The organism is Pseudomonas sp. SMN11 (genome assembly GCF_052041945.1).
Classification (GTDB): Bacteria; Pseudomonadota; Gammaproteobacteria; order Pseudomonadales; family Pseudomonadaceae; genus Aquipseudomonas.
The window spans coordinates 1-22,067 of sequence record NZ_JBKGGW010000033.1 but is presented as its reverse complement, the minus strand read 5'-3'; the positions used below and the strand labels follow the sequence as shown (position 1 = coordinate 22,067).

General features: G+C 63.1%; 15 protein-coding genes. 12 read left to right on the top strand and 3 right to left on the bottom strand.

The features are described from left to right. Positions 1 to 2: 2 nt before the first annotated feature. Positions 3 to 749 carry a TorF family putative porin gene (locus tag ACLEJU_RS22510; RefSeq protein ID WP_435423208.1) on the bottom strand — a complete coding sequence of 249 codons (747 nt, stop codon included), beginning with the start codon at positions 747 to 749 and terminating at the stop codon, positions 3 to 5. An 81-nt stretch (positions 750 to 830) separates the two neighbouring features. Then, positions 831 to 2,570: an amidohydrolase gene (locus ACLEJU_RS22505; RefSeq protein WP_435423209.1), complete on the bottom strand. Its 1,740-nt coding sequence runs from the start codon at positions 2,568 to 2,570 to the stop codon at positions 831 to 833. 105 nt (positions 2,571 to 2,675) lie between these two features. Between ACLEJU_RS22505 and ACLEJU_RS22500 the strand changes: the two genes are divergently transcribed. From ACLEJU_RS22500 to ACLEJU_RS22475, 6 genes are all read left to right on the top strand, one after another. Further along, on the top strand, positions 2,676 to 3,581 hold the full coding sequence (locus ACLEJU_RS22500) for a LysR family transcriptional regulator (RefSeq protein WP_435423210.1): 906 nt from the start codon (positions 2,676 to 2,678) through the stop codon (positions 3,579 to 3,581). A 108-nt stretch (positions 3,582 to 3,689) separates the two neighbouring features. After that, entirely contained in the window at positions 3,690 to 4,583 is an 894-nt protein-coding gene (locus tag ACLEJU_RS22495; protein WP_435423211.1) for a PA4780 family RIO1-like protein kinase, read from the top strand. Between the two features lie 668 nt (positions 4,584 to 5,251). Continuing rightward, complete coding sequence (locus ACLEJU_RS22490) at positions 5,252 to 7,330, top strand: type I secretion system permease/ATPase (RefSeq protein ID WP_435423220.1); 2,079 nt, start codon at positions 5,252 to 5,254, stop codon at positions 7,328 to 7,330. Continuing rightward, on the top strand, positions 7,327 to 8,745 hold the full coding sequence (locus ACLEJU_RS22485; RefSeq protein ID WP_435423212.1) for an HlyD family type I secretion periplasmic adaptor subunit: 1,419 nt from the start codon (positions 7,327 to 7,329) through the stop codon (positions 8,743 to 8,745). Before ACLEJU_RS22490 ends, ACLEJU_RS22485 begins: the two co-directional genes overlap by 4 nt. After that, a complete protein-coding gene (locus ACLEJU_RS22480; protein WP_435423213.1) occupies positions 8,742 to 9,521 on the top strand; it encodes a hypothetical protein in 780 nt (259 codons plus the stop codon). The genes ACLEJU_RS22485 and ACLEJU_RS22480 overlap by 4 nt, the downstream gene beginning before the upstream one ends. A 995-nt stretch (positions 9,522 to 10,516) precedes the next feature. Beyond that, on the top strand, positions 10,517 to 14,872 hold the full coding sequence (locus ACLEJU_RS22475; RefSeq protein WP_440776748.1) for a S8 family serine peptidase: 4,356 nt from the start codon (positions 10,517 to 10,519) through the stop codon (positions 14,870 to 14,872). Between the two features lie 6 nt (positions 14,873 to 14,878). Here ACLEJU_RS22475 and ACLEJU_RS22470 read toward each other — a convergent pair whose 3' ends face one another. Beyond that, entirely contained in the window at positions 14,879 to 15,520 is a 642-nt protein-coding gene (locus ACLEJU_RS22470; protein WP_435423214.1) for a TetR/AcrR family transcriptional regulator, read from the bottom strand. A 126-nt stretch (positions 15,521 to 15,646) separates the two neighbouring features. Between ACLEJU_RS22470 and ACLEJU_RS22465 the strand changes: the two genes are divergently transcribed. The 6 genes from ACLEJU_RS22465 to ACLEJU_RS22440 all read left to right on the top strand — a co-directional run. Continuing rightward, entirely contained in the window at positions 15,647 to 17,683 is a 2,037-nt protein-coding gene (locus tag ACLEJU_RS22465) for an oxidoreductase (protein ID WP_435423215.1), read from the top strand. Positions 17,684 to 17,786: 103 nt separating this feature from the next. Next, positions 17,787 to 19,079 (top strand): M24 family metallopeptidase, encoded by a 1,293-nt coding sequence (locus ACLEJU_RS22460; protein WP_435423216.1) that lies wholly within the window; start codon positions 17,787 to 17,789, stop codon positions 19,077 to 19,079. Positions 19,080 to 19,103: 24 nt separating this feature from the next. Then, positions 19,104 to 19,895, top strand: coding sequence for an amino acid ABC transporter ATP-binding protein (locus tag ACLEJU_RS22455; protein WP_435423222.1), 792 nt, complete (start codon positions 19,104 to 19,106; stop codon positions 19,893 to 19,895). Continuing rightward, on the top strand, positions 19,895 to 20,536 hold the full coding sequence (locus tag ACLEJU_RS22450; RefSeq protein ID WP_159410034.1) for an amino acid ABC transporter permease: 642 nt from the start codon (positions 19,895 to 19,897) through the stop codon (positions 20,534 to 20,536). Before ACLEJU_RS22455 ends, ACLEJU_RS22450 begins: the two co-directional genes overlap by 1 nt. Then, the gene (locus tag ACLEJU_RS22445) at positions 20,533 to 21,201 is read left to right on the top strand and encodes an amino acid ABC transporter permease (RefSeq protein ID WP_435423217.1); all 669 of its coding nucleotides are present in this window, start codon (positions 20,533 to 20,535) and stop codon (positions 21,199 to 21,201) included. Before ACLEJU_RS22450 ends, ACLEJU_RS22445 begins: the two co-directional genes overlap by 4 nt. A gap of 49 nt (positions 21,202 to 21,250) precedes the next feature. Beyond that, positions 21,251 to 22,067, top strand: an 817-nt coding sequence (locus ACLEJU_RS22440; RefSeq protein ID WP_440776747.1) for a substrate-binding periplasmic protein, incomplete at its 3' end; no start/stop codon positions are given.

The following is a 22,067-nucleotide window of genomic DNA, read 5'->3' as shown; positions in this document are numbered from 1 at the left end:
CCTCAGAAGTGCTTGCTGACACCGGTGCCCACGGTGGCACTGCAGACATCGTCGAAGCCATAGTTGCTGGCGCATTCAGTCTGCGACAGGTTGGTATCCATATAGCTGAGGCGCCAGGTGAGGCCGAGGAAGTCGCGGGTGAATTTGGCTTCCCACTCACGGTAGGCATCGCGCGACTGGCCGCTCTGTGACCAGTAGCTCGGGTCCTTGAAGTCGGCGCGGCCGTAGCGCAGTTCCAGGCCGATCTCCAGCGGCAGCACCGTGTGGTAGCCCACCCAGGTGTAGAGGCTGTCCTGATCCTTGCCGTACTGCGTCGTGGCGTCCGTGGAGTAGTAGGCCGCCAGCTTGAAGCCCTGCACGTCGAGGATGGCGTACAGCTCTGACTGGTTGTACTGGCTTTGCTTGGGGTAGCTGTACTTGATATAGCCCAGGTCCAGGTTGGCGTGCTCACTCATCTGCCAGGCCCAGCCACCGTAGTAGTCGACCTCCTGGCGGGTCTTGCTGTCGAAGCCGAAATCGACGTTCGAGGTCCAGGCGCCCAGATACAGGCCGCTGGCATGGCTGAGCATGACGTCGGCCTGCGCGGCCGGATCGCCCTGGGTTTGCGAGATGCCGCGGCTGCGGTAGTCACTGACTGAGGCCAGGTCGATGTCGAGCGCGAAGTCATCAAAGATCGGCAAGGCGATGGCGGCAGGGGCGAGCGCGGCGCAGCCGAGTGCGCACACGGCTGCCAGGGTAGCGTGCTTCATGGTCATCCCTATCTTGTGTTGTGGTTGTTGTGGCAGATAGAAAAGGCGGCATGCCGTGCAGGCATGCCAAGGTGCGAGCGCTTATTTGGGGGCGTAGACCTGTTGGCCGCCGAAGTAGGTGGCCAGCACCTGGGTCTCGCCCAGTTGCTGGTCGTTCACCGCGAGCACGTCACGGTCGAGGATGACGAAGTCGGCCTGCTTGCCCAGGGCCAGCGAGCCGATCTGCCGCTCCAGGCCCAGGGCTTTGGCGGCATTGGCGGTGTAGGCATAGAGCATGGTCTGGCGGTCGAGGCGTTCATCGGCATTGAGCACGCCTTGCGCGCCCTTGCGTGTTGACGCCTGGGCGATGGCCAGCCAGGGGCTGGGTGACGACACCGGCCAGTCGCTGGCGCCGGCGATGATCGCGCCGTTTTTCTGCAGTGAATGGGCCGGGTACTGGTAACGGAACGCGGAGGCATCGACGTAGGGTTTGACCATGTCGACGGTGTAGTCGTCGCCGGCGGCCCACAGCAGCTGCATCGAGGCAATCACGTCGAGGGGCTTGAAGCGGGCGAAGTCCTGGGGGTTGACCAACTGCAGGTGGGTGATCGAGTGATGGATGCCGCTGTTGCCGGCCTTGCGTGCCTGTTCGATGCCGTTGAGTGATTCACGCACCGCACGGTCGCCAATCGCGTGGATATGCACCAGCCAGCCACGCTGGTCGGCGGCGCTGACCAGTTCACCGAAGTGCTGCGGGTCGATCAGCAGTTCGCCAGGTTTGTGCGTGTTGTGGTACGGCTTGAGCAGGGCGGCCGACTGCGCGGGGTACTCCAGCACGCCGTCGGCGAACACCTTGATGCCGGGCAGGGTCAGGTTCGGTACGCCAGCGAACTGCTTGCGCACGTTGTCGATGGTCTGCAGGTCGGCGGGGGTGCTTTTCGGATTGACCACCAGCAGCGCGGCGACATGCGCATTCAGCCCGCCCTGTTCGGCGAGCGCCTTGTAGGCGGGCAGCACGCCGACGGTCTGATCGGTAGGTTTGATATCGAACAGCGCCTCGCCGGGCATGCTGTTGGCGGCCGGGTCCATCCAGGCGGTGATGCCCAGGCTGTTGTTGAATTGGACAGCGGCCTGTGCCCCTTTGAGCAGGGTGGCGGCATCGGCCTTGGGCAGGACGCTGGCGACCCGGTCCCAACCGGCATCGACCAAAAAGCCGCTGGGCTGGCCGTCTTCGAAGGTGCCGATGGTGTCCTTTTCCTGCTTGCTCAGAGTGGCCAGCAATGCCTTGTCGATACCGGCGCGCTTGAGCATGGCCGGGTTGGCCCAGGCGGTGTGGTAGTCCTCGCCGATGAACACAATGGGCGTGGAGGCCCATTCGCCTTGGCTGAAGCGTTCGTTCAGCACCTTGGCCTGGGCCCAGTAGGCCGAGCTGACCCCCAGCACCTGCAGCACATCGCCGTTGCGGGCACGCCCGTCATCACGCCAGCCGCGCAGGCGGGCTTCGAAATCATCCAGTGGCACCGCCTCGCCCCCCATGTCGGCGCCACTCAGTTGCAGGCCGCCGAAGATGGCGTGGGAGTGGGTGTCGATCAGGCCCGGGGTAACGCGCTTGCCTTGCAGGTCGATCACCTGGGTCTGTGGGTCAGCGAGTGCCCGCGCCTGGGCGTCGCTGCCCACGGCGACAATCTTGCCGCCTTCGACGGCGATGGCCTGCGCCTGCGGGTTGTTGCGGTCGGCGGTGAAGATCTTGCCGTTGACCAGCACCAGGTCGGCAGCGGCCAATACGTGCCCCGAGGCAAAAGCCACGGCCAGCGCCAGCAAACCAGGTAGACATCTCGACATGTGCAGCCTCTTGTATTTATGGGTGTGGGTCGAGCCTACCCAGCCCGGGCTTGGCATAGAATCGCCAGAACGCTAAAAAGCCTTTTGCCATTCAGGAAAAACCGCATGGACACCTTGGGTGCGATTTCGATGTTCGTCGCCACTGCCGAGCACGGCAGCTTCAGCCGCGCGGCCGAAGCGTTGGGCAAGACGCCTTCGGCACTGACCAAGGCGGTCACGCACCTGGAGCGCGAGCTGGGCAGCCAGCTGTTCGAGCGCAGCACGCGGCGTATCGTACTGACCGAAGCGGGCCGGCTGTACCTGGACACCGCCCGGCAGGTGTTGAAGAGCCTGCATGAGGCCGGTGAAGAAATCAGCCAGCTGCAAGGGGTATCCGGCACCCTGCGCCTGACCGCGCCGTTGGCATTTGGCCGGGCGTTCCTGGCTGACGCTTGTGCCGGCTTCATGCGCGTCTACCCACAGATCCAGCTGCGGGTGGAACTGTCCGACACCTTCGTCGACCTGATCGAAGCCGGTTATGACCTGGCGCTGCGCGAAGGGCACAGCGACCTGCCGGGCCTGATTGCCCGGGTCATCGGCAACAACCGCATCTTTCTCTGTGCCAGCCCCGACTACCTCGAACGCAACCCGCTGCCGGTGACGGCGCACAGCATCGGCCAGCACCAGTGGCTCAAGTACATTCACCCGGCGCTGGATACCAAGTTCTGGTGGATGCAGTGCGACGGCGTGCGCATGCGCCTGCCGTACCCGCAGAAGGCGCGGCTGGAAAGCGACAACTACGACTTGCTGCTGCGCAACGCGCTGGCCGGCCACGGCATCCTCCACACCCCGGCGTGGAGCGTGCGCCGCTACCTGCAGGAGGGGCGGCTGGTGCGGGTGATGGAGCACTGCGTGATCGAGCCGGATGCGTTCGGCGAAGACATCCTCGCGGTCTACCCCAGCCACCGCCGCGCCAGTGGCAAGGTGCTGGCATTCATCGACTACCTGCAGGGCTACCTGCAGCGGCTGTGAGGTTTGCGCCGAAGCTAACGGCGATCGGCCTTTGCAGACAAACGAGCAAGTCGCCGCTGCCTGTGAGAGGATGTCCACCACCCCAGCCAGGACCCCGAACGCAGCCTGATGAAGACACCAAAACGAATCGAACCACTGATCGAAGACGGCCTGGTCGACGAAGTACTGCGGCCTTTGATGAGCGGCAAGGAAGCGGCCGTCTACGTGGTGCGCTGCGGTGCCCAGGTACGCTGCGCCAAGGTCTACAAGGAGGCCAACAAGCGCAGCTTCCGCCAGGCCGCCGAATACCAGGAAGGCCGCAAGGTCCGTAACAGTCGCCAGGCCCGGGCCATGGCCAAAGGCAGCAAGTACGGCCGCAAAGAAGCCGAAGACGCCTGGCAGAACGCCGAAGTGGCGGCGCTGTTCCGCCTGGCCAATGCCGGCGTGCGGGTGCCCAAGCCGTACGACTTCCAGGACGGCGTGCTGCTGATGGAACTGGTGACCGATAGCGACGGCGATGCCGCCCCGCGCCTGAACGACGTGCACCTGGAGGCCGAAGAAGCCCGCGAATACCATGCCTTCGTCATCCGCCAGATCGTGCTGATGCTGTGCGCCGGCCTGGTGCATGGCGACCTGTCCGAATTCAACGTGCTGCTGGGCCCGGACGGCCCGGTGATCATCGACCTGCCGCAGGCGGTGGATGCAGCGGGCAACAACCACGCCTTCAGCATGCTGCACCGTGACGTGGCGAATATGGCGCATTACTTCGGGCGCTTTGCCCCGGAGCTCAAGGCCACCCGCTACGCCGACGAGATGTGGGCGTTGTACCAAGCCGGCGAGCTGCGCCCGGACAGCCCGTTGAGCGGGCAGTTCGAGGAAGACGACCAGGCCGCCGACGTGGCCGGGGTGATGCGCGAGATCGACGCCACCCTGCGCGATGAAGCCCGCCGCCGTGCGGCGCGGGATGAGGCCGAGCATGGGCTGGCCAAGGCCGAGGAGCCGACGCCGCCGTGGATGCAATAAAAAAGGTTCTTCACGCAATGTCGGGAACCTGGCTGCGATTGCTTGCCGGGAGATTGGGTGAGGGCTGCCAGGTGCTTGTCTTGTGTTCTGAGTTGATGCGCAGATCGAGCGCCGCCCGCGCGGCGCATCGCGAGCTTAGCTCGCTCCTACGTTTATGTCGGGCCAATTATTTCTGTGGGATTTGCGCGGGTACGCCTTGGCGCATGACGCGATATCGCGCCGCTCCAACAAGGCGGTCGCGCGCGCCCGTCACAGGCGTTACTGTCCCGAAATAAACGTAGGAGCGAGCAAAGCTCGCGATGCGCCGCGCGGGCGGCGCTCGATCTCACCGACGCTAAAAATGCTGTGGCGAACCATAAAAAAGGCCTAACGTACGTGCTGCTCTTTTCAGGGCGCCGGCTTCATCCAGGTATGGAGCGGCCCTGAGAGAGATACATATATTCCCACTCATGCAGTAATAAATTCCTACGTATTAACTTCACGACTCCGAGTAGTGATGAACGTGCTTGGATTATTCCTACAGGATAAGTCTGAACCATGTAGGACTATTGTCGTTTAATCAGGCGCTAACATTCGTCCATGTTCTAGTGCACATGGGTGGATAAGTGTCCGATCTATTTGAAAGCGGTGAGCACCACTCAATTGATAGCGGCTTGGCCTGCCTGGTCATGCTCGCGCGGTATCACGACGTAGCGGTTTCTCCCGAACAACTGAGTCATGAGTTTGCAACCGATGGCAAGCCATTTTCAGTTGCCCAGATTCTGCAGGCTTTCCAGCGCTTTCACCTGAAAGCCAAACATCGACGCACTGACCCAAGGCGTCTGGCGCACATGCCGCTGCCGGCCATCGCGATGGACCGGCAAGGTGGCTGTTTCATCATCGCCCGGGTGGAGGGCGAGCACGTGCTGGTGCAAGACCCGCGAGCATGTGCGCCGCAAACCTGGTCGCTGGCTGAACTCGGGCAGCGCTGGGCCGGGGAGCTGATTCTGGTTCGCTCGGACGCTCCCTTGCCTCGTGGGCTGGAGCGTTTTGACCTGACCTGGTTCATCCCGGCAGTGGTCAAACACAGGAAGTTGCTCGGCGAGGTATTGCTGGTTTCATTCATCATCCAGGTTCTTGCACTGCTGACGCCGTTGTTCTTCCAGGTGGTAATGGACAAAGTGCTGGTCCACCGGGGCCTTACCACGTTGGATGTCATCGCACTGGGCCTTTTGGCAGTATTGATATTCGAAAGTCTGCTCAGTGGTTTGCGTGCCTATGTGTCGGCGCATACCGCTTCGCGCATTGATGTCGAACTCGGTGCCAAGTTGTTTCAGCACTTGATAGCACTGCCGATCGCCTATTTTCAAGCACGGCGAGTGGGGGATTCGGTTGCCCGCGTGCGGGAGCTGGAGAACATCCGAAGTTTCCTCACCAGTAACAGCATCACGTTACTGTTGGATGTGTTATTCGTAGCGGTATTCATCGTGGTCATGTGGCTGTACAGCGGTTGGCTGACGCTGCTGGTCATCGCTTCCCTGCCGCTTTACTTGCTGGTATCGGTGCTGGTCACCCCTGTGTTGCGTGCCCGGATCGACCAGAGTTTTCAGCGCGGGGCGGAAAACCAGGCGTTCCTGGTAGAAGCGGTCAATGGCATCGACACGTTGAAAGCCATGGCCGTAGAGCCGCACGTCACACGTCGCTGGAACCAGCAGCTGGCGGCTTACGTTGCCGCCAGTTTCAAGACCCAGAACCTGTCCAACATCGCCCATGAAACGGTTGCCCTGATCGGCAAACTGGTCACGGTCGGCACGTTGTGGCTGGGTGCGCGGCTGGTCATCGATGGGCAACTGACGGTTGGCGAGCTGATCGCCTTCAACATGCTCGCCGGCCGCGTAGCGCAGCCGATCATGCGCCTGGCGCAGTTGTGGACCAGCTTTCAGCAGACCGGTATCTCGATCCAGCGGCTGGGGGACATTCTCAACAACCGTACCGAGGTCAGCCAGGGCGCGCAGTTGCCTGTGCTGAAGGGGCGGATCGAACTCTATCAGGTGTGCTTCCGCTATCGCCCGGGCGGCAACGAGATCCTGCGTGACGTCAGCCTGAGGATCACCCCTGGCGAGGTGATCGGCATCGTCGGCAAGTCAGGTTCCGGGAAGAGCACCTTGACCCGGTTGATCCAGCGGCTGCACTCGCCGGAGAGAGGGCGGGTACTGCTCGATGGGGCCGACCTGGCACTGGCCGATGTCACCTCGCTGCGTCGGCAGATCGGCGTGGTGCTTCAAGAGAACATGCTGTTCCGGCGCACCGTGCGCGAGAACATCGCGCTGGCCAACCCTGCCGCTTCCCTGGAGGAAGTCATTGCAGCGGCGACGCTGGCAGGCGCACATGAATTCATTCTCGAACTGCCTGACGGCTATGAAACGCTGGTTGGCGAGCACGGCGCCAGCCTGTCGGGTGGCCAGCGGCAACGGATTGCTATAGCACGTGCACTGATGGGCAACCCGCGCATCCTCATCCTGGACGAAGCCACCAGTGCGCTGGATTACGAGTCCGAGCGGATCATCCAGCAGAACATGGCGCGCATCTGCGCCCACCGCACGGTGATCATCATCGCCCACCGGCTTTCCGCCGTGCGCCATGCCGACCGCATCGTGGTCATGGAGCGTGGGCAGATCATCGAGCAGGGTGCTCACGATGAACTGCTGGGCAACCCACAAGGCGCCTATGCCTACCTGCATCGGTTGCAGCAGGGGGCGGCAGCATGAGTGCGCCGATCCTCGACTTGCTGGAGCGCTACCGCGAGGCATGGCGCAAGGCCTGGAGGCGCCGCCGCGCCATGCAGGGGGCGCCACGGGAGCCCGATGAGCTGGCGTTTCTGCCTGCAGCGCTGGCCCTGCAGGAAACCCCAGTGCATCCGCTGCCGCGCCGCCTGCAATGGAGCCTGCTGGCACTCATAGCGCTGGCTTTGCTGTGGGCCTGCGCAGGCGAAATCGATGTGGTCGCCAGTGCCGAGGGCAGGATCGTGCCCAGCGGCAGGAGCAAAGTGATCCAGGCCAGTGAGGTCGCGGTGGTGCAGGCGATTCATGTGGTAGACGGTCAGGCCGTTGGCAAGGGTGACCTGCTGGTCGAACTCGAAGGGCAGCTGACCGCCGCCGACATCAAGCGCCTGAACAGCGAACTGCTGGCCGCCCGGATCGACCTGGCACGTGCCGCTACCTTGCTCGAAGCACTCGATGGCCACACCGCGCCCACCTCGCTGGCGCCCCGTATTCCCCAGGCCACGGCACAACAGCAAGCGGCCGCGCAACGCTGGCTGCAAGGGCAGTACCAGGAACTGCGCACCTCGTTGCAACAGGCCGATGCCGAAATCGCCCAGCGCGGCGCAGAGACCCGCTCGGCACAAGCCCGCGCCGATGCGCTGCAGCAATTGCTGGTGATCACCCGCCAGCTCACGGCTGACTACCAGCAGCTGTTTAGCGAGTCGGCGGTCGCCAAGCACACCTACCTGGAGAAGGAACAGGCCCGCCTGGAGCAGGAGCGCGAGCTGGCCATTCAACGTTCGCGCATCGAAGAACTGGGCGCTGCCCGCCTGGCGGCCCAGCACCGCCGCGAAGGCGTTATCGCCCAACTGCGCCGGGCCATGCTCGACCTGCACGCCGAGGCTGAACGGCAGATCGCGACCCTGAGCCAGGAACTGTACAAGGCCGAACAACGCCACCGCCTCAGGGCACTGACTTCCCCGGTCGACGGCACGGTGCAGCAATTGGCCATCCATACCCAGGGTGGCGTTGTGACGCCGGCGCAAACATTGATGGTAATTGTGCCGAGTGATCAGCCGGTTGAAGTGGAAGTGCAGATCGAGAACAAGGACATCGGCTTTGTTCGGGCGGGGCAGGCGGTGGAAGTGAAAGTGGAGACGTTCACGTTTACCAAGTATGGCGTGGTGCCGGGAGTTGTTCAGAGTGTTTCCAATGATGCTGTTGAGGATGAGCGGCGGGGGTGGGTTTATAACGCTCGGATTCAACTGGGGTTAAGTAGTTTGCGCGTTGGGGATAAGGACATGCCACTTGCTCCGGGTATGGCGGTGCGTGCTGAGTTGATTATTGATAAGCGCAGGGTGATTAGTTACTTTCTTAGTCCGTTGCAGCGGCATGTTAAGGAAAGTTTGGGGGAGCGATGACCATATTCAAGGTGCTTGCTATTTGGTTGTATAGGTTCGTTTGGTCGGTCTTGAGGATTTTCAGCGGCTTGCTGTTGCTAATTCCTGCGATCGTCTTCGTTGCACATATTGCGGATCGCATAGAGCGGAGCACCACGAGCGCTTACGTTCCGCCCGGCCCAATCGTCTGCGGAAAAATGGCGGGAATGGTATATGAGTTTCCGAGAGTGTACTTCCCTTTTTGGCCTGAATATGAAGGGAAAAGCTCATTTGATCCGGACTTTATTAATAACAAGAGAGGCTGCGATGCCAACCTTCGCTCGGTCTTCTTGGCAATGGCTTGGCCCACGTTAGAACCGGCGAAGGATCGACTTATTTTTGAGCAAGGGCTAGAGCATGAGGGCCTACTTGTCGCGATTTCCCCGATCTTCGCCAAGGAGGGTGACTTACGTCTCGGGCGTGATTATTTGCTGAGCAGGCTCAATCATGACGTTAGTAAGGGGTTTACATATGACAACTTGCTGAAGCTTTATCTGGTGGAAGGCGGGGACAAGCTTCTGGGCGGGAAAAGGAAACGAGTCTATTGGAGTGAAGATTCGGGCGAAATCACCTCGGTGACTGAATGCCTTTGGCGTCCGCGAGAGCCAAATTTTTATACTTGTGAAATGACTTTTGTAGTTTTTGGGCAATTGTATGTAAAGGCTAGAATGCTTCCTGGGAAGTTGGTGCAGTGGCCGCAGATACGGTTGGCGCTGGAAGTGTTTATCAATAAAAGTAGAAAAAGAGGTGGCGTATGACTGGTTTGCTTATGGAAGATGTGAAACGCGCTCGTGAACTCTTTGAGTCTCAGGGAGTGGGCGATATGTATGACTATTTGGCGAGTAAAGGTGACCGATACGCTGTTCTTGCGAACGGTGTTGCAAAGGGAGAGTCAGTGGCAGGTATTATCGCGATTGATTTTATGAAGCGTACTGAGCGAGATGCTGGTCGGCCCATGCAAGATGCCGATGTCGAAACGGTTCGGCTCAAAATGGCCGAGGCCTATCTAGGATTGCTAGATAGAAAGGTCGGGGAAGGGACGATAGGCGTTCAAGTAAATCATAAGGAAGTGCGGGACTTTCATACTGAGGTTTTTGAAGATCTGGGGCGGTCGAGAGATGCTTGGACGCTGAACACCATTTTTGAATTAAAAGATCCGAAAGCTCGCGATGGATATTGGGAAATGGTGTTGGACGCGGCAGGTAAGCCGGGTGCTGAGTTGAATTTGGCAGCTAGTACTGATATGCAAATTTCGTATGCTACAGCGATGGCCCCGGGTGAACTACGCGCTCAGGCAAGATCCTGGTTGTCGAGGATTGACTCACCTGAAGGGATCACGTCCATTGTATTGGGCTTGGGGACCGTCACGTTGAATGGCATTCAAAGCGTGATTTCCGACGTGATACCAACCGATGAGCCCGCACCTCCCCAATCCATCCAGATCGAAATCACCCCTACCACCGAATCCCGTCGCGACCTTCAAGGCCAGGACGACATCCGCAACGATGTCTCCGCCGGCTACGTCAACCGCCGCCTGACCCACAGCATCGCCTTCACCGACAACACCCTGAACAACACCGACTTCACCTCCGCCCAACTGGGCAGCCTGGCCACGGGCGGCATTCGCCCCGGCGAGCTGCAACTGGACCCCAACGTCCGCCCCAACCAGCACCTGGCCCAGTTCTATCAGGACGGCACTGACCAGCCCGACTTCAGCCTGCGCAACGCCGCCGTGCTGAACGGCCTGGCCGCGATGACCACGGTCAACACCTTCGTCGACCCGCTGCTGTTCGACCTCAGCGGCCAAGGCGCAGGGCTGACCGGCATCGAGGACGCGGTGCTGTTCGATGTCGACAACAGCGGCCAAATACGGCGCTCGGGCTGGGCCGATCGGCAGACCGGGATGCTGGTGCGCGACGATGGCAGTGGCCAGGTCGTCAGCATCCGCCAGCTGTTCTCTGAATACTTCGGCGGCCAGCCGGGCAGCAATGGCGCCCCGGGCGAGGCGCCGTTCAAGGATGGTTTCGCCGCACTGGCCAGTGTCGATGCCAATGCCGATGGCTTGATTACCGCCGACGATGCGGCGTGGGCGCAGCTGAAGCTTTGGGTCGATGCCAATCACGACGGCCGCGCCGATGCAGGTGAGCTCAAGACGCTGCCGGAACATGGCATCACGCAGATCGACCTGCGTCAGGTCCAGCCGCTGAACGAGGTTCGCCAGGGCAATGAAGTCATCTCCCGCGGCGCGTTCGTGGTCAATGGCGTAGAGCGAGAAGTGCTGGCGGTGAAGTACCTCGCCGACACCGTCGGCAACCTCGTGGAGCAGCAAGACGACGCCACCTTGCTGACCTCCATCAGCGGAGCGACCACGCGCCGATCCTATATCAGCAACAGCCCGCAAGGCGCCGAGCTGGATGCCGCCGTGTTGGGTGTGGATACCGTGCAGGGCGGGGCGGGTGACGATGTGCTCAAGGCCGCGCCAGGGGGCAGCTGGCTGGTTGGCGGCGGCGGCAGCAACACGTATGTGGGCGGCGCGGGTGATGATGTGCTGGTGATCAGCGCCAGTGACCAGTCGGCGAACATCCATGGCAATGGCGGGCGTGACACTGCTCTGATCGTCGGTGAGCACGGTGTTGGCCTGAACATGGCCGAAGCCGGGTTGACTATTGCCCAAGGCGGGCGTGGCAAGGAGGTCATCGTCAGCGGCGGGCAGCGTGGTGTTTTCATCAAGGGCGGATCGGGCGACAGCCTGCTGATCGGTGGCGGCGGCAACGATGTGCTGGTTGGCGGCACGGGCCGCAACACCATCATCGGCGGCACGGGCAAGGCAGTCATCTATGCCGGCCCCAATGGCGACCGCATTCAGGCTTCGGCCGCTGGCAGCATCATCCATGCCGGCGGCGGTGCAGACCAGATCACGGGCGGTGCGGCGGACGACGTCATCGAGGCCGGGCGCGGCAATGCCACCATTGACGGCGCAGGCGGGATCAATCTGGTCACCCTGCATGGTAATCACGATGAGTACCTGATTACCCGTACGGCGACCGGCTACCAGGTCAGTGATCGCCAGGCTGAGCGCGACGGCAGCCTTACCCTGAGCAATGTGCAGAAACTCAGTTTTGCCGATATCGCGGCGGTCGACCTGGAGGGCCCCGGCGCACTGCCGATTGGCGATACGCTTGCCCCGGAACAGATGGCTACATTCACCACCACGCCAACCGCCCTGGTCATTCCTGCCTCGGTGCTGGTGGCCAATGATCAGCCGCTCAACAGTACTGGCCCGCTGCGGATTGCCTCGGTCGGCGACGGCAAGGGCGCAACCGTTCGGCTCAATGAGCAGGGTGATGTCGAAGTCACGCCGTTGCCTGGCCATGACGCGGATGTGACCTTCCGCTACGACCTCGTCGATGCTGCCGGCAACCCATCGGTGGGCGTGACAGAGGTCGCCAGCGGCGCCTCGGCCCCCTTGCGCGCCACGGTGACCTTGCGTCACGAGCAGTCGCCTGTCGATCCGTTGGCATCGCGTCAGTGGTACCTCGGTGAGATCGATGTTCAGCCGGTCTGGCGTGACTTCTCGGGCAAGGGTGTGAGGATCGGCCAGTTCGAGCCCGGGGGTGAATTTGCCGTTGCGCCGGAGATCTTCGACATCCAGCACCCGGACCTGCAAGCCAACGTCGACCCCATCTGGCTACAGACCCAGCGCAGCAATGGCACGCTGCCGGCCCTGGCTTCCCATCATGCGACGCAAGTGGCGGGGGTCATGGTCGGCGCGCGCAATGATCAAGGCGGCATCGGCATTGCCTACGACGCGAAACTCGGCGGGCACTACCTGGCCAACAAAGGCGACGACCTGACCAATCTGGGGCAGATGGTCAATTACGACATCGCTAACCACAGCTGGGGCTTCAAGACCGATTTCGCCATCGGCAATGTGCCCGAAGGCAGGGTCGACACGTCCCTGGCCCTGGCCTTCAGCGCAACGCTGGCAGCCACCAACGGGCGCGGCGGGCTGGGTACCGTCATCGTCACCTCGGGTGGCAACCAGCGCGAACATGGCGGCAGTGCGCAAGGTTCGCTGATCAACAACAGCCGTCATGCCATCGAGGTGGCGGCCGTCAATGCCAAGGCCGACCTCTCGGTACTGCAGGTGGCCAGTGCGCCATTTTCCAATCCCGGTTCGAGCCTGCTGGTGGCCGCGCCGGGTAGCCATGTGCTGTCCAGTGGCATCAACCTGGAGGCCGAGCGTGGCGCCAAGGTTGGCAGTGCCTATGGCACGACCCAAGGCACCAGCTTCGCCGCGCCGATCGTCTCCGGTGTGGTGGCGTTGATGCTGCAGGCCAACCCCGGGCTTGGCTACCGGGATGTGCAGCAGATTCTGGCGTTGTCCGCACGCAAGGTCGAGGACCCGGCGACCGTCTGGCGCGACAACACCGCGGCCAACTGGAATGGCGGTGGCATGCGCGCCAGCCACGACTATGGCTTCGGCATGATCGACGCTCGCGCCGCCGTGCGCCTGGCCGAGTCATGGGCCGGCCAGGCGAGCAAGGCCAACGAGCAGCAACTGGCGGCCGGCAGCGAAGCGGTTGCGCAGGTGATTGCGCCGGGGCAGGTCAGCACATTCGCCTTGAGCATGCCGGCCGGGGTGCTGGTGGAGCATGTCGAAGTCGATGTTCACTCGCAGGTTGGCCGCCTCGGCGACATGACCGTCACGCTGATATCGCCTGGTGGAACGCGCAGTGTGCTGCTGGACCGCGCTGGCAAGGCACCGGGCTCGGCCGATGACGACCAAGGCAATCCACGCTCGGGCGAATTCAAGTACGGCTTCATGTCGACCCATCATCGCGGTGAACGCTCGGTCGGCGAGTGGCGGCTGGAAGTCAGCAATGCCGGCAACGGCTTGCCACTCACGCTTGATCGCTGGGCATTGCGCGTCGTGGGCAGCCCCAGCAATGCCAATGATGTCTATTACTACACCAACGACTACGCCGATGCCGTGACCCAGAACGCTGCGCGTACCGTGCTGGACGATGCGGTCAACGGCACCGCAGGCGGGCGAAATACCCTCAATGCCGCGGCGCTGAGCCGCAGTATTTCGGTCGATCTGGTCAGTGGCATCGCCAGCATTGGCGGGACCGCACTCACCCTCGCACCTGGTGCGGTGCACAACCTGATCGGTGGTGACGGTGACGACACTCTCATCGCCGGGGCGGACGGTGCATGGCTCGATGGCGGACGTGGTTACAACCTGCTCAAAGGCGGCGGCGGAACGGATCGCTATGTCATTCACAAGCGTGCGGACGGCCGTGATGAGCTCGAACAGTTCGATCGCTCCCGAGAGGTCGTTGATCTGATTGGTTTTGGCAACAAGGCCTTTACCGATTTGCAACTGAGCCAGGATGGCGCGGCTGCCGTGGTTGATCTGGGTAATGGGCAGATCCTGCGCTTTGCACAACAGACTGTCGCCGACCTGCAGCCGAGCAACTTCCGTTTCCTGGACACGCTGATTGCTGCGCCGGGATACTTCGACGGCAGCCCTGAAGGGCAAGTGCAGGCGCCATCCAGCGGTACCGTGCTGCTCAGTGGCGGTTCAGGAGGGGTGTCACTGACATCGGATGCTTCAGGGCAACTTGTCGCGTCGTTGACAGGCACGATCTATGGCCCGGCAAGTGTCGCTCCCAGTGTCTTTGTGGTGGGAAAACAGGACGGTGTGACCAATTACTGGAACACGGTGCGTGGCTTCCGACACGGTATCGACAAGATCGACCTGAGCCAGACCGGTATCAGCCGCTACGAAGACTTGCAGCTCACCAAGGACGAGCGCTTCCAGTTGAATGGCTTTGCCCAGATTCACGGGGTTACGGTGGCGGGGCAGGGCAGTGCGGTGAAGCTGCTGTACCTGGATGCGCTGGAGCTGGCCCAGGTAACGGCCGACGATTTCATCTTCGCCCCGCCAGCAGCGGCCTTGCCCGCCATGGCACCTGCAGCGTTGCCCAACCTTGCCAACCTGGTTGATGCCATGGCGGCATTCGCCCCGGAAGCAGCCAGTACCAGACTGCTTGCCGAGGCGCCCACGCAGCGCTGGGACTCGACTATTGCCGTCGCAGCATGATTCAGCTCAAGCGCCGGGCGGCACAAAGTCGTTGCGCTGGTAGAACCGCTCCAGCTCATGTGCCGCCGGCTCTTCGCCGGTAAAGATGCGCAGGTACTCCGGTATGAAGCGCATGCGGTATTCCAGCGGTTCGAGGGTCTTCATGCTGATGTAGCCGATCTGCGCCAGGTAGATCGAGCGGGCGCGGGTGGCGGCGGCGTCTTCGCTGAAGCCGAAGCGGTCGAACATCTCCTTCAGCGCCGCCATGCGCACGTTGTCGGCCTGCTTGATTTCCTCGGCTACCTGCTCCGACTGCAGCGCCCAGCTGCGCATGGCGAATTCGCACTGCGAGTCGAACAGCTCGCTGTTCAGCCAACAGTCGAACACGTTGAGGATTGCCTCGGTGATGGATGCCGCGTAGGCCTGTGACTGGCTCACCAGGTTGCGGGTGTTCTTGTTCTTCCACTGCTCGATCAGCGCCGCGAGCAAGGCTTCGCGGTCTTCGAAGTACCAGTAGAAGCTGGTGCGGGCGAGGTTGAGTTTTTTGGCCAGCGGCAGCACGCGCACGGCATCCACCCCCGACTCCTTGAGGGTTTCGAAGGCCGCGTTGAGCCAGCTCTCGATCGAGCCGCGGGTGGCGGTTTCCGGGTGGTTCGAGGTCATGTTCATAGGCGCATTGTTCCGTATCCATGGGGGCCTGACAAGCTCAATGTACACCACTGTCTAATTTATTGACACTGGTGTACATGGGGTCTAATGTCGATTTTGCCTGATGCCCTGAACGCGAGAACAATCATGTCAAATGACCCGTTGCTTCAGCCGTACCAACTCAAGCACCTCACCCTGCGCAACCGCATCATCACCACCTCCCACGAACCCGCCTATCCCGAAGACGGCATGCCCAAGCAGCTGTACCGCGCCTACCATGTAGAGCGCGCGAAGGCTGGCGTGGCCATGACCATGACCGCCGGTTCCGCTGCCATCTCCCGTGACAGCCCGCCGGTGTTCAACAACGTGCTGGCCTACAAGGACGAAGTGGTCGGCTGGATGAAGGACCTCACCGACGAATGCCACGAGCACGGCGCGGCGGTGATGATCCAGCTCACCCACCTGGGCCGCCGCACCCGCTGGGACAAGGGCGACTGGCTGCCGGTGGTGTCGCCGTCGCACAACCAGGAGCCGGCGCACCGGGCCTTCCCCAAGCGTCTGGAAATCTGGGACATCGAGCGCATCGTCAAGGATTACGCCGATGCCGCCGAACGCATGCAGGCCGCCGGGCTCGACGGCATCGAGCTGCAGGCCTACGGCCACCTGATGGACCAGTTCTGGTCGCCGCTGACCAACGAACTGCAGAACGTCTACGGTGGCTCGCTGGAAAATCGCCTGCGCTTCACCTTCGAGGTGCTCACGGCCATCCGCAAGCGGGTCGGCAGCGAGTTCATCGTCGGCATTCGCTACACCGGTGATGAAGTGCTGGCCGGCGGGCTGACCAAACAGGAGGGCCTGGAGATCTCCCAGCTGCTGAGGAACAGCGGCATGATCGACTTCCTCAATGTGATCCGCGGCAACATCGCCACCGACGCCGGCCTGACCGACATCATCCCGATCCAGGGCATGCGCAACGCGCCGCACCTGGACTTCGCCGGTGAAATTCGCTCGCTGACCGGTTTCCCGACCTTCCATGCGGCGAAGATCCCGGATGTGGCCACCGCTCGCCATGCCATTGCCAGCGGCAAGGTGGACATGGTCGGCATGACCCGTGCGCACATGACCGACCCGCACATCGTGCGCAAGATCATCGAAGGCCGCGAAGACGACATCCGCCCCTGCGTCGGCGCCAACTATTGCCTCGATCGCATCTACCACGGCGGTTCTGCCTACTGCATCCACAACGCCGCCACCGGCCGCGAAACCACCATGCCGCACCAGATTCCCAAGGCCGAGCACAAGCGCAAGCTCGTCATCGTCGGGGCCGGCCCGGCGGGCCTGGAGGCCGCGCGGGTTGCGGGCGAGCGGGGCCATGAAGTGGTGGTGTACGAGGTGGCCGACAAGGCTGGCGGGCAGATCCGCCTGACCGCGCAGTCGGAGCGGCGCAAGGAGATGATCAGCATCATCGACTGGCGCCTGGCCCAGTGCGAACGCCTGGGCGTGACCTTCCACTACAACGTCTGGGCCGACAGCCAGATCATCCTCGACGAAACCCCCGACGTGGTCATCGTCGCCACCGGCGGCCTGCCGCACACCGAGGTGCTGGAGCAGGGCAATGAGCTGGTGGTCTCGAGCTGGGACATCATCTCGGGCGACGTAAAACCCGGGCGCAACGTGCTGGTGTACGACGATGCCGGCGACCACGCCGCGTTGCAGGCCGCCGAATTCATCGCCCAGAGCGGCGCGCGCACCGAGATCATGACCCCCGACCGCACCTTCTCGCCCGAGGTCATGGGCATGAACCTGGTGCCCTACATGCGCGCCCTGCAGCAGCTAGACACCACTTTCACCGTGACCTGGCGCCTGAAAGCGGTTACTAGAACCCCTGATGGCTTGCTGGCAACCATCGGCACCGACTACAGCGAGCTGCGCCAGAAACGGCTGGTCGACCAGGTGGTGGTCAACCACGGCACGCGGCCGCTGGACGACCTGTATTTCCAGCTGTGCCCGCTGTCGAGCAACGAAGGCGCGGTGGAGTACATGGACCTGATCGCTGGCCGCCCGCAGGCCTTGGCGCGACGCGACGATGGCCGCTTCCAGCTGTTCCGCATCGGTGATGCGGTGGCCTCGCGCAACACCCATGCCGCCATCTATGACGCCCTGCGCCTGGTCAAGGACCTCTGAGCCACGCGCCATAAAACCATAAGAACAGCAGCACCCGTTTCGCGCTTACTTGTTACTGCCCTGGCTCCAACAACGACAACGATATCCAGTGGAGAGTGTAACCATGCACATCGGTACCCGACCGAGCCCCGCGCCATCCCTGCAGTTTCGTGACGACTTCAGCGTAACCGGCCATGCCCTGGCCCCGGTGGACAGCGAGCTGCTCGCCGCCCAGGCCGCGATCGACCGCAAGGCCCTGCGCCGCTACCGCCTGGAACGCATCCGCCAGCAGCTGCGCGCCCATGACTACGGCGGCATCCTGCTCGCCGACCCAATCAATATCCGCTACGCCACCGACACCAACAACCTCGGCCTGTGGGTCATGCATTCGCCCAGCCGCTATGTGTTCGTGCCCACCGAGGGCCCGGTGGTGCTGTTCGAGTTCACCAGCAGCCGGCACAACAGCGAGCACGTCGAGACTATCGACGAGATCCGCCCGGCGCTGCCTTGGCTGTACTTCCTGGCTGGCCCGCGGGTCGACGAAAAAGCCGCGTTGTGGGCGGCCGAAGTGGCCGAGCTGATGGTCCGCCACAGCGGTGGCAACCGTCGCCTGGCCGTGGACCGCTGCGATCCGTGGGGCGCTGAGAAGCTCAAGGCCAAGGGCATCGAGCTGTTCGATGCGCAACCGTTGATGGAGCAGGCGCGGCTGATCAAGTCGGTTGAAGAGGTCGCCAGTCACCGGGTGTCGATGGCGGTCTGCGACCTGGCCATCGCCCGCATGCGCGCCAGCCTGCAGCCGGGCATTACCGAAAACCAGCTGTGGAGCATTCTCCATGGCACCAACGTCGCCCAGGGCGGCGAGTGGGCCGAAAGCCGCCTGCTCAGCTCTGGCCCGCGTACCAATCCGTGGTTCCAGGACGCTACCGACAAGGTCATCGAGGCCGGCGAGATGGTCTGCTTCGACACCGACATGGTCGGCCCCGGTGGCTACCTGTCGGACATCTCGCGCAGTTTCGTCTGCCCCGGCAAACCGGTGACGGCGGCCCAGCGCGAGCTGCTCGACATCGCCAGCCAGCAGATCAGCCACAACGTCGAGCTGCTGCGCCCGGGCCTGTCGTTCCGCGAGTTCGCCCAGCGCTGCTGGCCGGTGCCGCGCAGGTTCGAGCACAACCGCTACATGATGATGCTGCACGGCGTCGGCCTGGTCGACGAGTACCCCAGCGTGGCCTACGCCGTGGACTTCGCCGAGTGGGGCTATGACGGGCTGTTCCAGGAAAACATGGTGGTATCGGTGGAAAGCTACATCGGCGAACGCGGCGGGCGTGAAGGCGTGAAGCTGGAAGAACAGGTGCTGATCTCCGCCCAGGGCGCGGTCAAGCTGTCGAGCACGCCCCTGGTCGATGACCAGCGGTCTTGAGCGGAGGGCCTGCCCATGAACCCGATGAGCGTTCCGCTGCGCCAGGTGCCACCCATGCCTGAGCCCAAGCCGGCATTCCTGCGCCTGGAGTCGATCCACAAGCAGTTCGGCCCCTATGAGGTGCTGCACGACGTCAACTTCGAGATGCGCAAGGGCGAGGTGGTGGCCATCATCGGCCCCAGCGGCTCGGGCAAGAGCACCTTGCTGCGCTGCATCAACCAGCTGGAGCCGCCGACCCGCGGGCGCATCCGCCTCGACGAGCTGGACATTGACGCGGCCACGCCGCTGGCGCGCGCCGATTTGCTGAAGCTGCGCCGACGAATCGGCATGGTGTTCCAGTCGTTCAACCTGTTCCCGCACATGACCGTGCTGCGCAACGTCAGCCTGGCGCAGGTGCGCACCCTTGGCCGCAGCCAGCGCGAGGCCGATGCGCGCTCGTTGCAGTTGCTGGAGCGGGTGGGCCTGGCCGACAAGGCCGGGCACTACCCGGCGCGCTGTTCCGGTGGCCAGCAACAGCGCATCGCCATCGCCCGGGCACTGGCGCTGGAGCCTGAGCTGATGCTGTTCGACGAGCCGACCTCGGCGCTGGACCCGGAACTGGGCCTGGAAGTGCTGGCGGTGATGAAGGAGCTGGCTGCCGAGGGCATGACGATGATCGTCGTCACCCACGAGATGCACTTTGCCGAGACGGTGTCCGACCGGGTGGTGGTGATGGCCGACGGGCGCATCCTCGAACAGGGCCCCAGTGCCCGGGTGATGCGCCAGCCACAGCATGAGCGGGTGGTGAAGTTTCTCCAGGCCGTGAGGGACCGCTGATGAACGACATACTCTCGATGTTGCTCACGGGCGTGCCGTGGACCCTGGGGGTGACCCTGTGTGCGTTCGCCACCGGAGTGGTGCTGGGCTTCCCCCTGTGCGCACTGCGCATGGCGCGTTCACGCGGGCTGGCGGCGCTGGGTGCGGCCATCGTGCTGACCTTGCGCTCGATCCCGCCGATCGTCTGGCTGTTCTTCATCTTCTTCGGCATTGGCGGTGGCTATCTCACCCTGTCGCCGTTCGTCGCGGCGGTGGTGGGCCTGGGCCTGATCACCGCCGCACAGATGGCCGAGGTGTATCGCGGCGCCTTTGCGGCGATCCCCGATGGCCAGTACGAAGCGGCCCATGTGCTCAACCTGTCGCCACCGCAACGCTTCTTCGATGTGGTGCTGCCTCAGCTGACGCGCATCTCCATCCCGACGGCGGCCACCTATGCCATCGGCCTGCTCAAGGATTCGGCGGTGGCGTCGACGCTGGGGGTGGCGGACATCAGCTTCCAGGCGTACCAGGTGTCGCAGCAGACCTTCCAGGGGTTGGGTGTGTATAGCGCTGCCGCGCTGGTGTACCTGGTGCTCAGCGTGCCGGTGGCGCTGGCCTCGCGCTGGGTGTCGGCGAGCCTGCAACGGAGGATCAGCCAATGAACGAGATGCTGAGCCAATGGGCCGAGTGGTTCCCGGAGCTGTGGAAGGGCTTCGTGCTGTCGTTGCAGGTGACCGCCATCAGCCTGGTGCTCGGCGTGTTCCTCGGCCTGCTGCTGGCCCTGGGCGTGAGCGCGAAGGGCAGGGCTCTGCGCTATCCGGCGCTGGTGATCGTGGAGCTGGGGCGCGGTGCGCCGGCCTTGATCCTGTTGCAGTACTTCTACTTTGGCCTGCCGTCGGTGAACCTGACCCTGAGCTCGTTCTGGGCGGCCGTGCTGGCGCTGGCCTACTGCACGGCGGCCTATACCAGCGAGATCATCCGTGGCGGCCTGGAAGCGGTGGCCCGGGGTCAGCATGAAGCGGCCGAGGTGATCGGCCTGGACCGGATCGATGCGCTGCGCTACGTGATCCTGCCCCAGGCCCTGCGGGTGGCGCTGCCGTCGCTGCTGGGCTTCTCGATCATGATGTTCCAGGCCTCGTCGCTGTGCTTCACCATCGCCTTGCCCGAAATCGTCAGCCGCGCCTCGGCCATCGGCTCCTCGACCTTTCAGTACATGCCGGTGCTGGTGCTGGCTGGTTTGATGTATGCAGCGGTCTGCGCCCCGGCAAGCCTGGGCGTTGCCGCCCTGGAAAGAAGACTGGCGCCCGGCCAGCACGCAACGCCCTGAACCCTGCCTGCCCCTTACATTGCCTGCCCTTTACATTGCATAGGTACCCGTGATGAAACCATTCAAGCGTATTACCCGTTGCCTTGCCCTCTGTGTCGCCGTGGCCGGCAGTGCCCAGGCCCTGGCCGAATGCAAGCCAGGCCACAGCTTTACCACCTTGACCCCCGGCGTCCTGACGGTGGCGGCCTGGGTGTTCCCGCCGTACTCGATCCCAGGGCCAAACCAGGAGCTGGGCGGCGTGGACGGCGAGATCATCAGGCAGATCGCTGCCCGCGAATGCCTGACCATCAAGGCCAGCGTGCTCGACCCGGCGGCGGCGATCCAGTCAGTGGTCACCCGCCGTGCCGACGTGGTTATCGGCGACTGGTACCGCACCGTGGAACGCGGCAAGGTGCTGGGCCTGTCGGCACCGCTGTACCTGGACGTGATGGGCATCATCTCCAAGCCTGGCTATGCCACGGTCGGCGAGCTGGAAGGCAAGCGGGTCGGCACCGTGCAGGGCTACCTGTGGGTCAATGACCTGAAGAAGGTGCTGGGCGATAACCTGGTGCTGTACCCCAACCCGGTGGCCATGGCCCAGGACCTGGCGTCCGGGCGCATCGAGGCGGGCATCGACAGCCACGCGGTGGCGATAGCGTCGCAGCAGAAGGGGGCGTATCAGGGCGCGAGCATCAAGGTGTCGGCGCCCGATCCCCGGGTGAAGGCCACCGAGCAGCCGGGGCAGACGGCGATTCCGTACATGCTGAGCAATGCCGAACTGGGCAAGGCGCTGGATGCCAATATCCAGGCGTTGCATGGCAGTGGCGAGATTGCGCGGATTCTCGAGGCTCATGGGCTGGACCGACAGGCGGCTGAGGTAGGAGCGC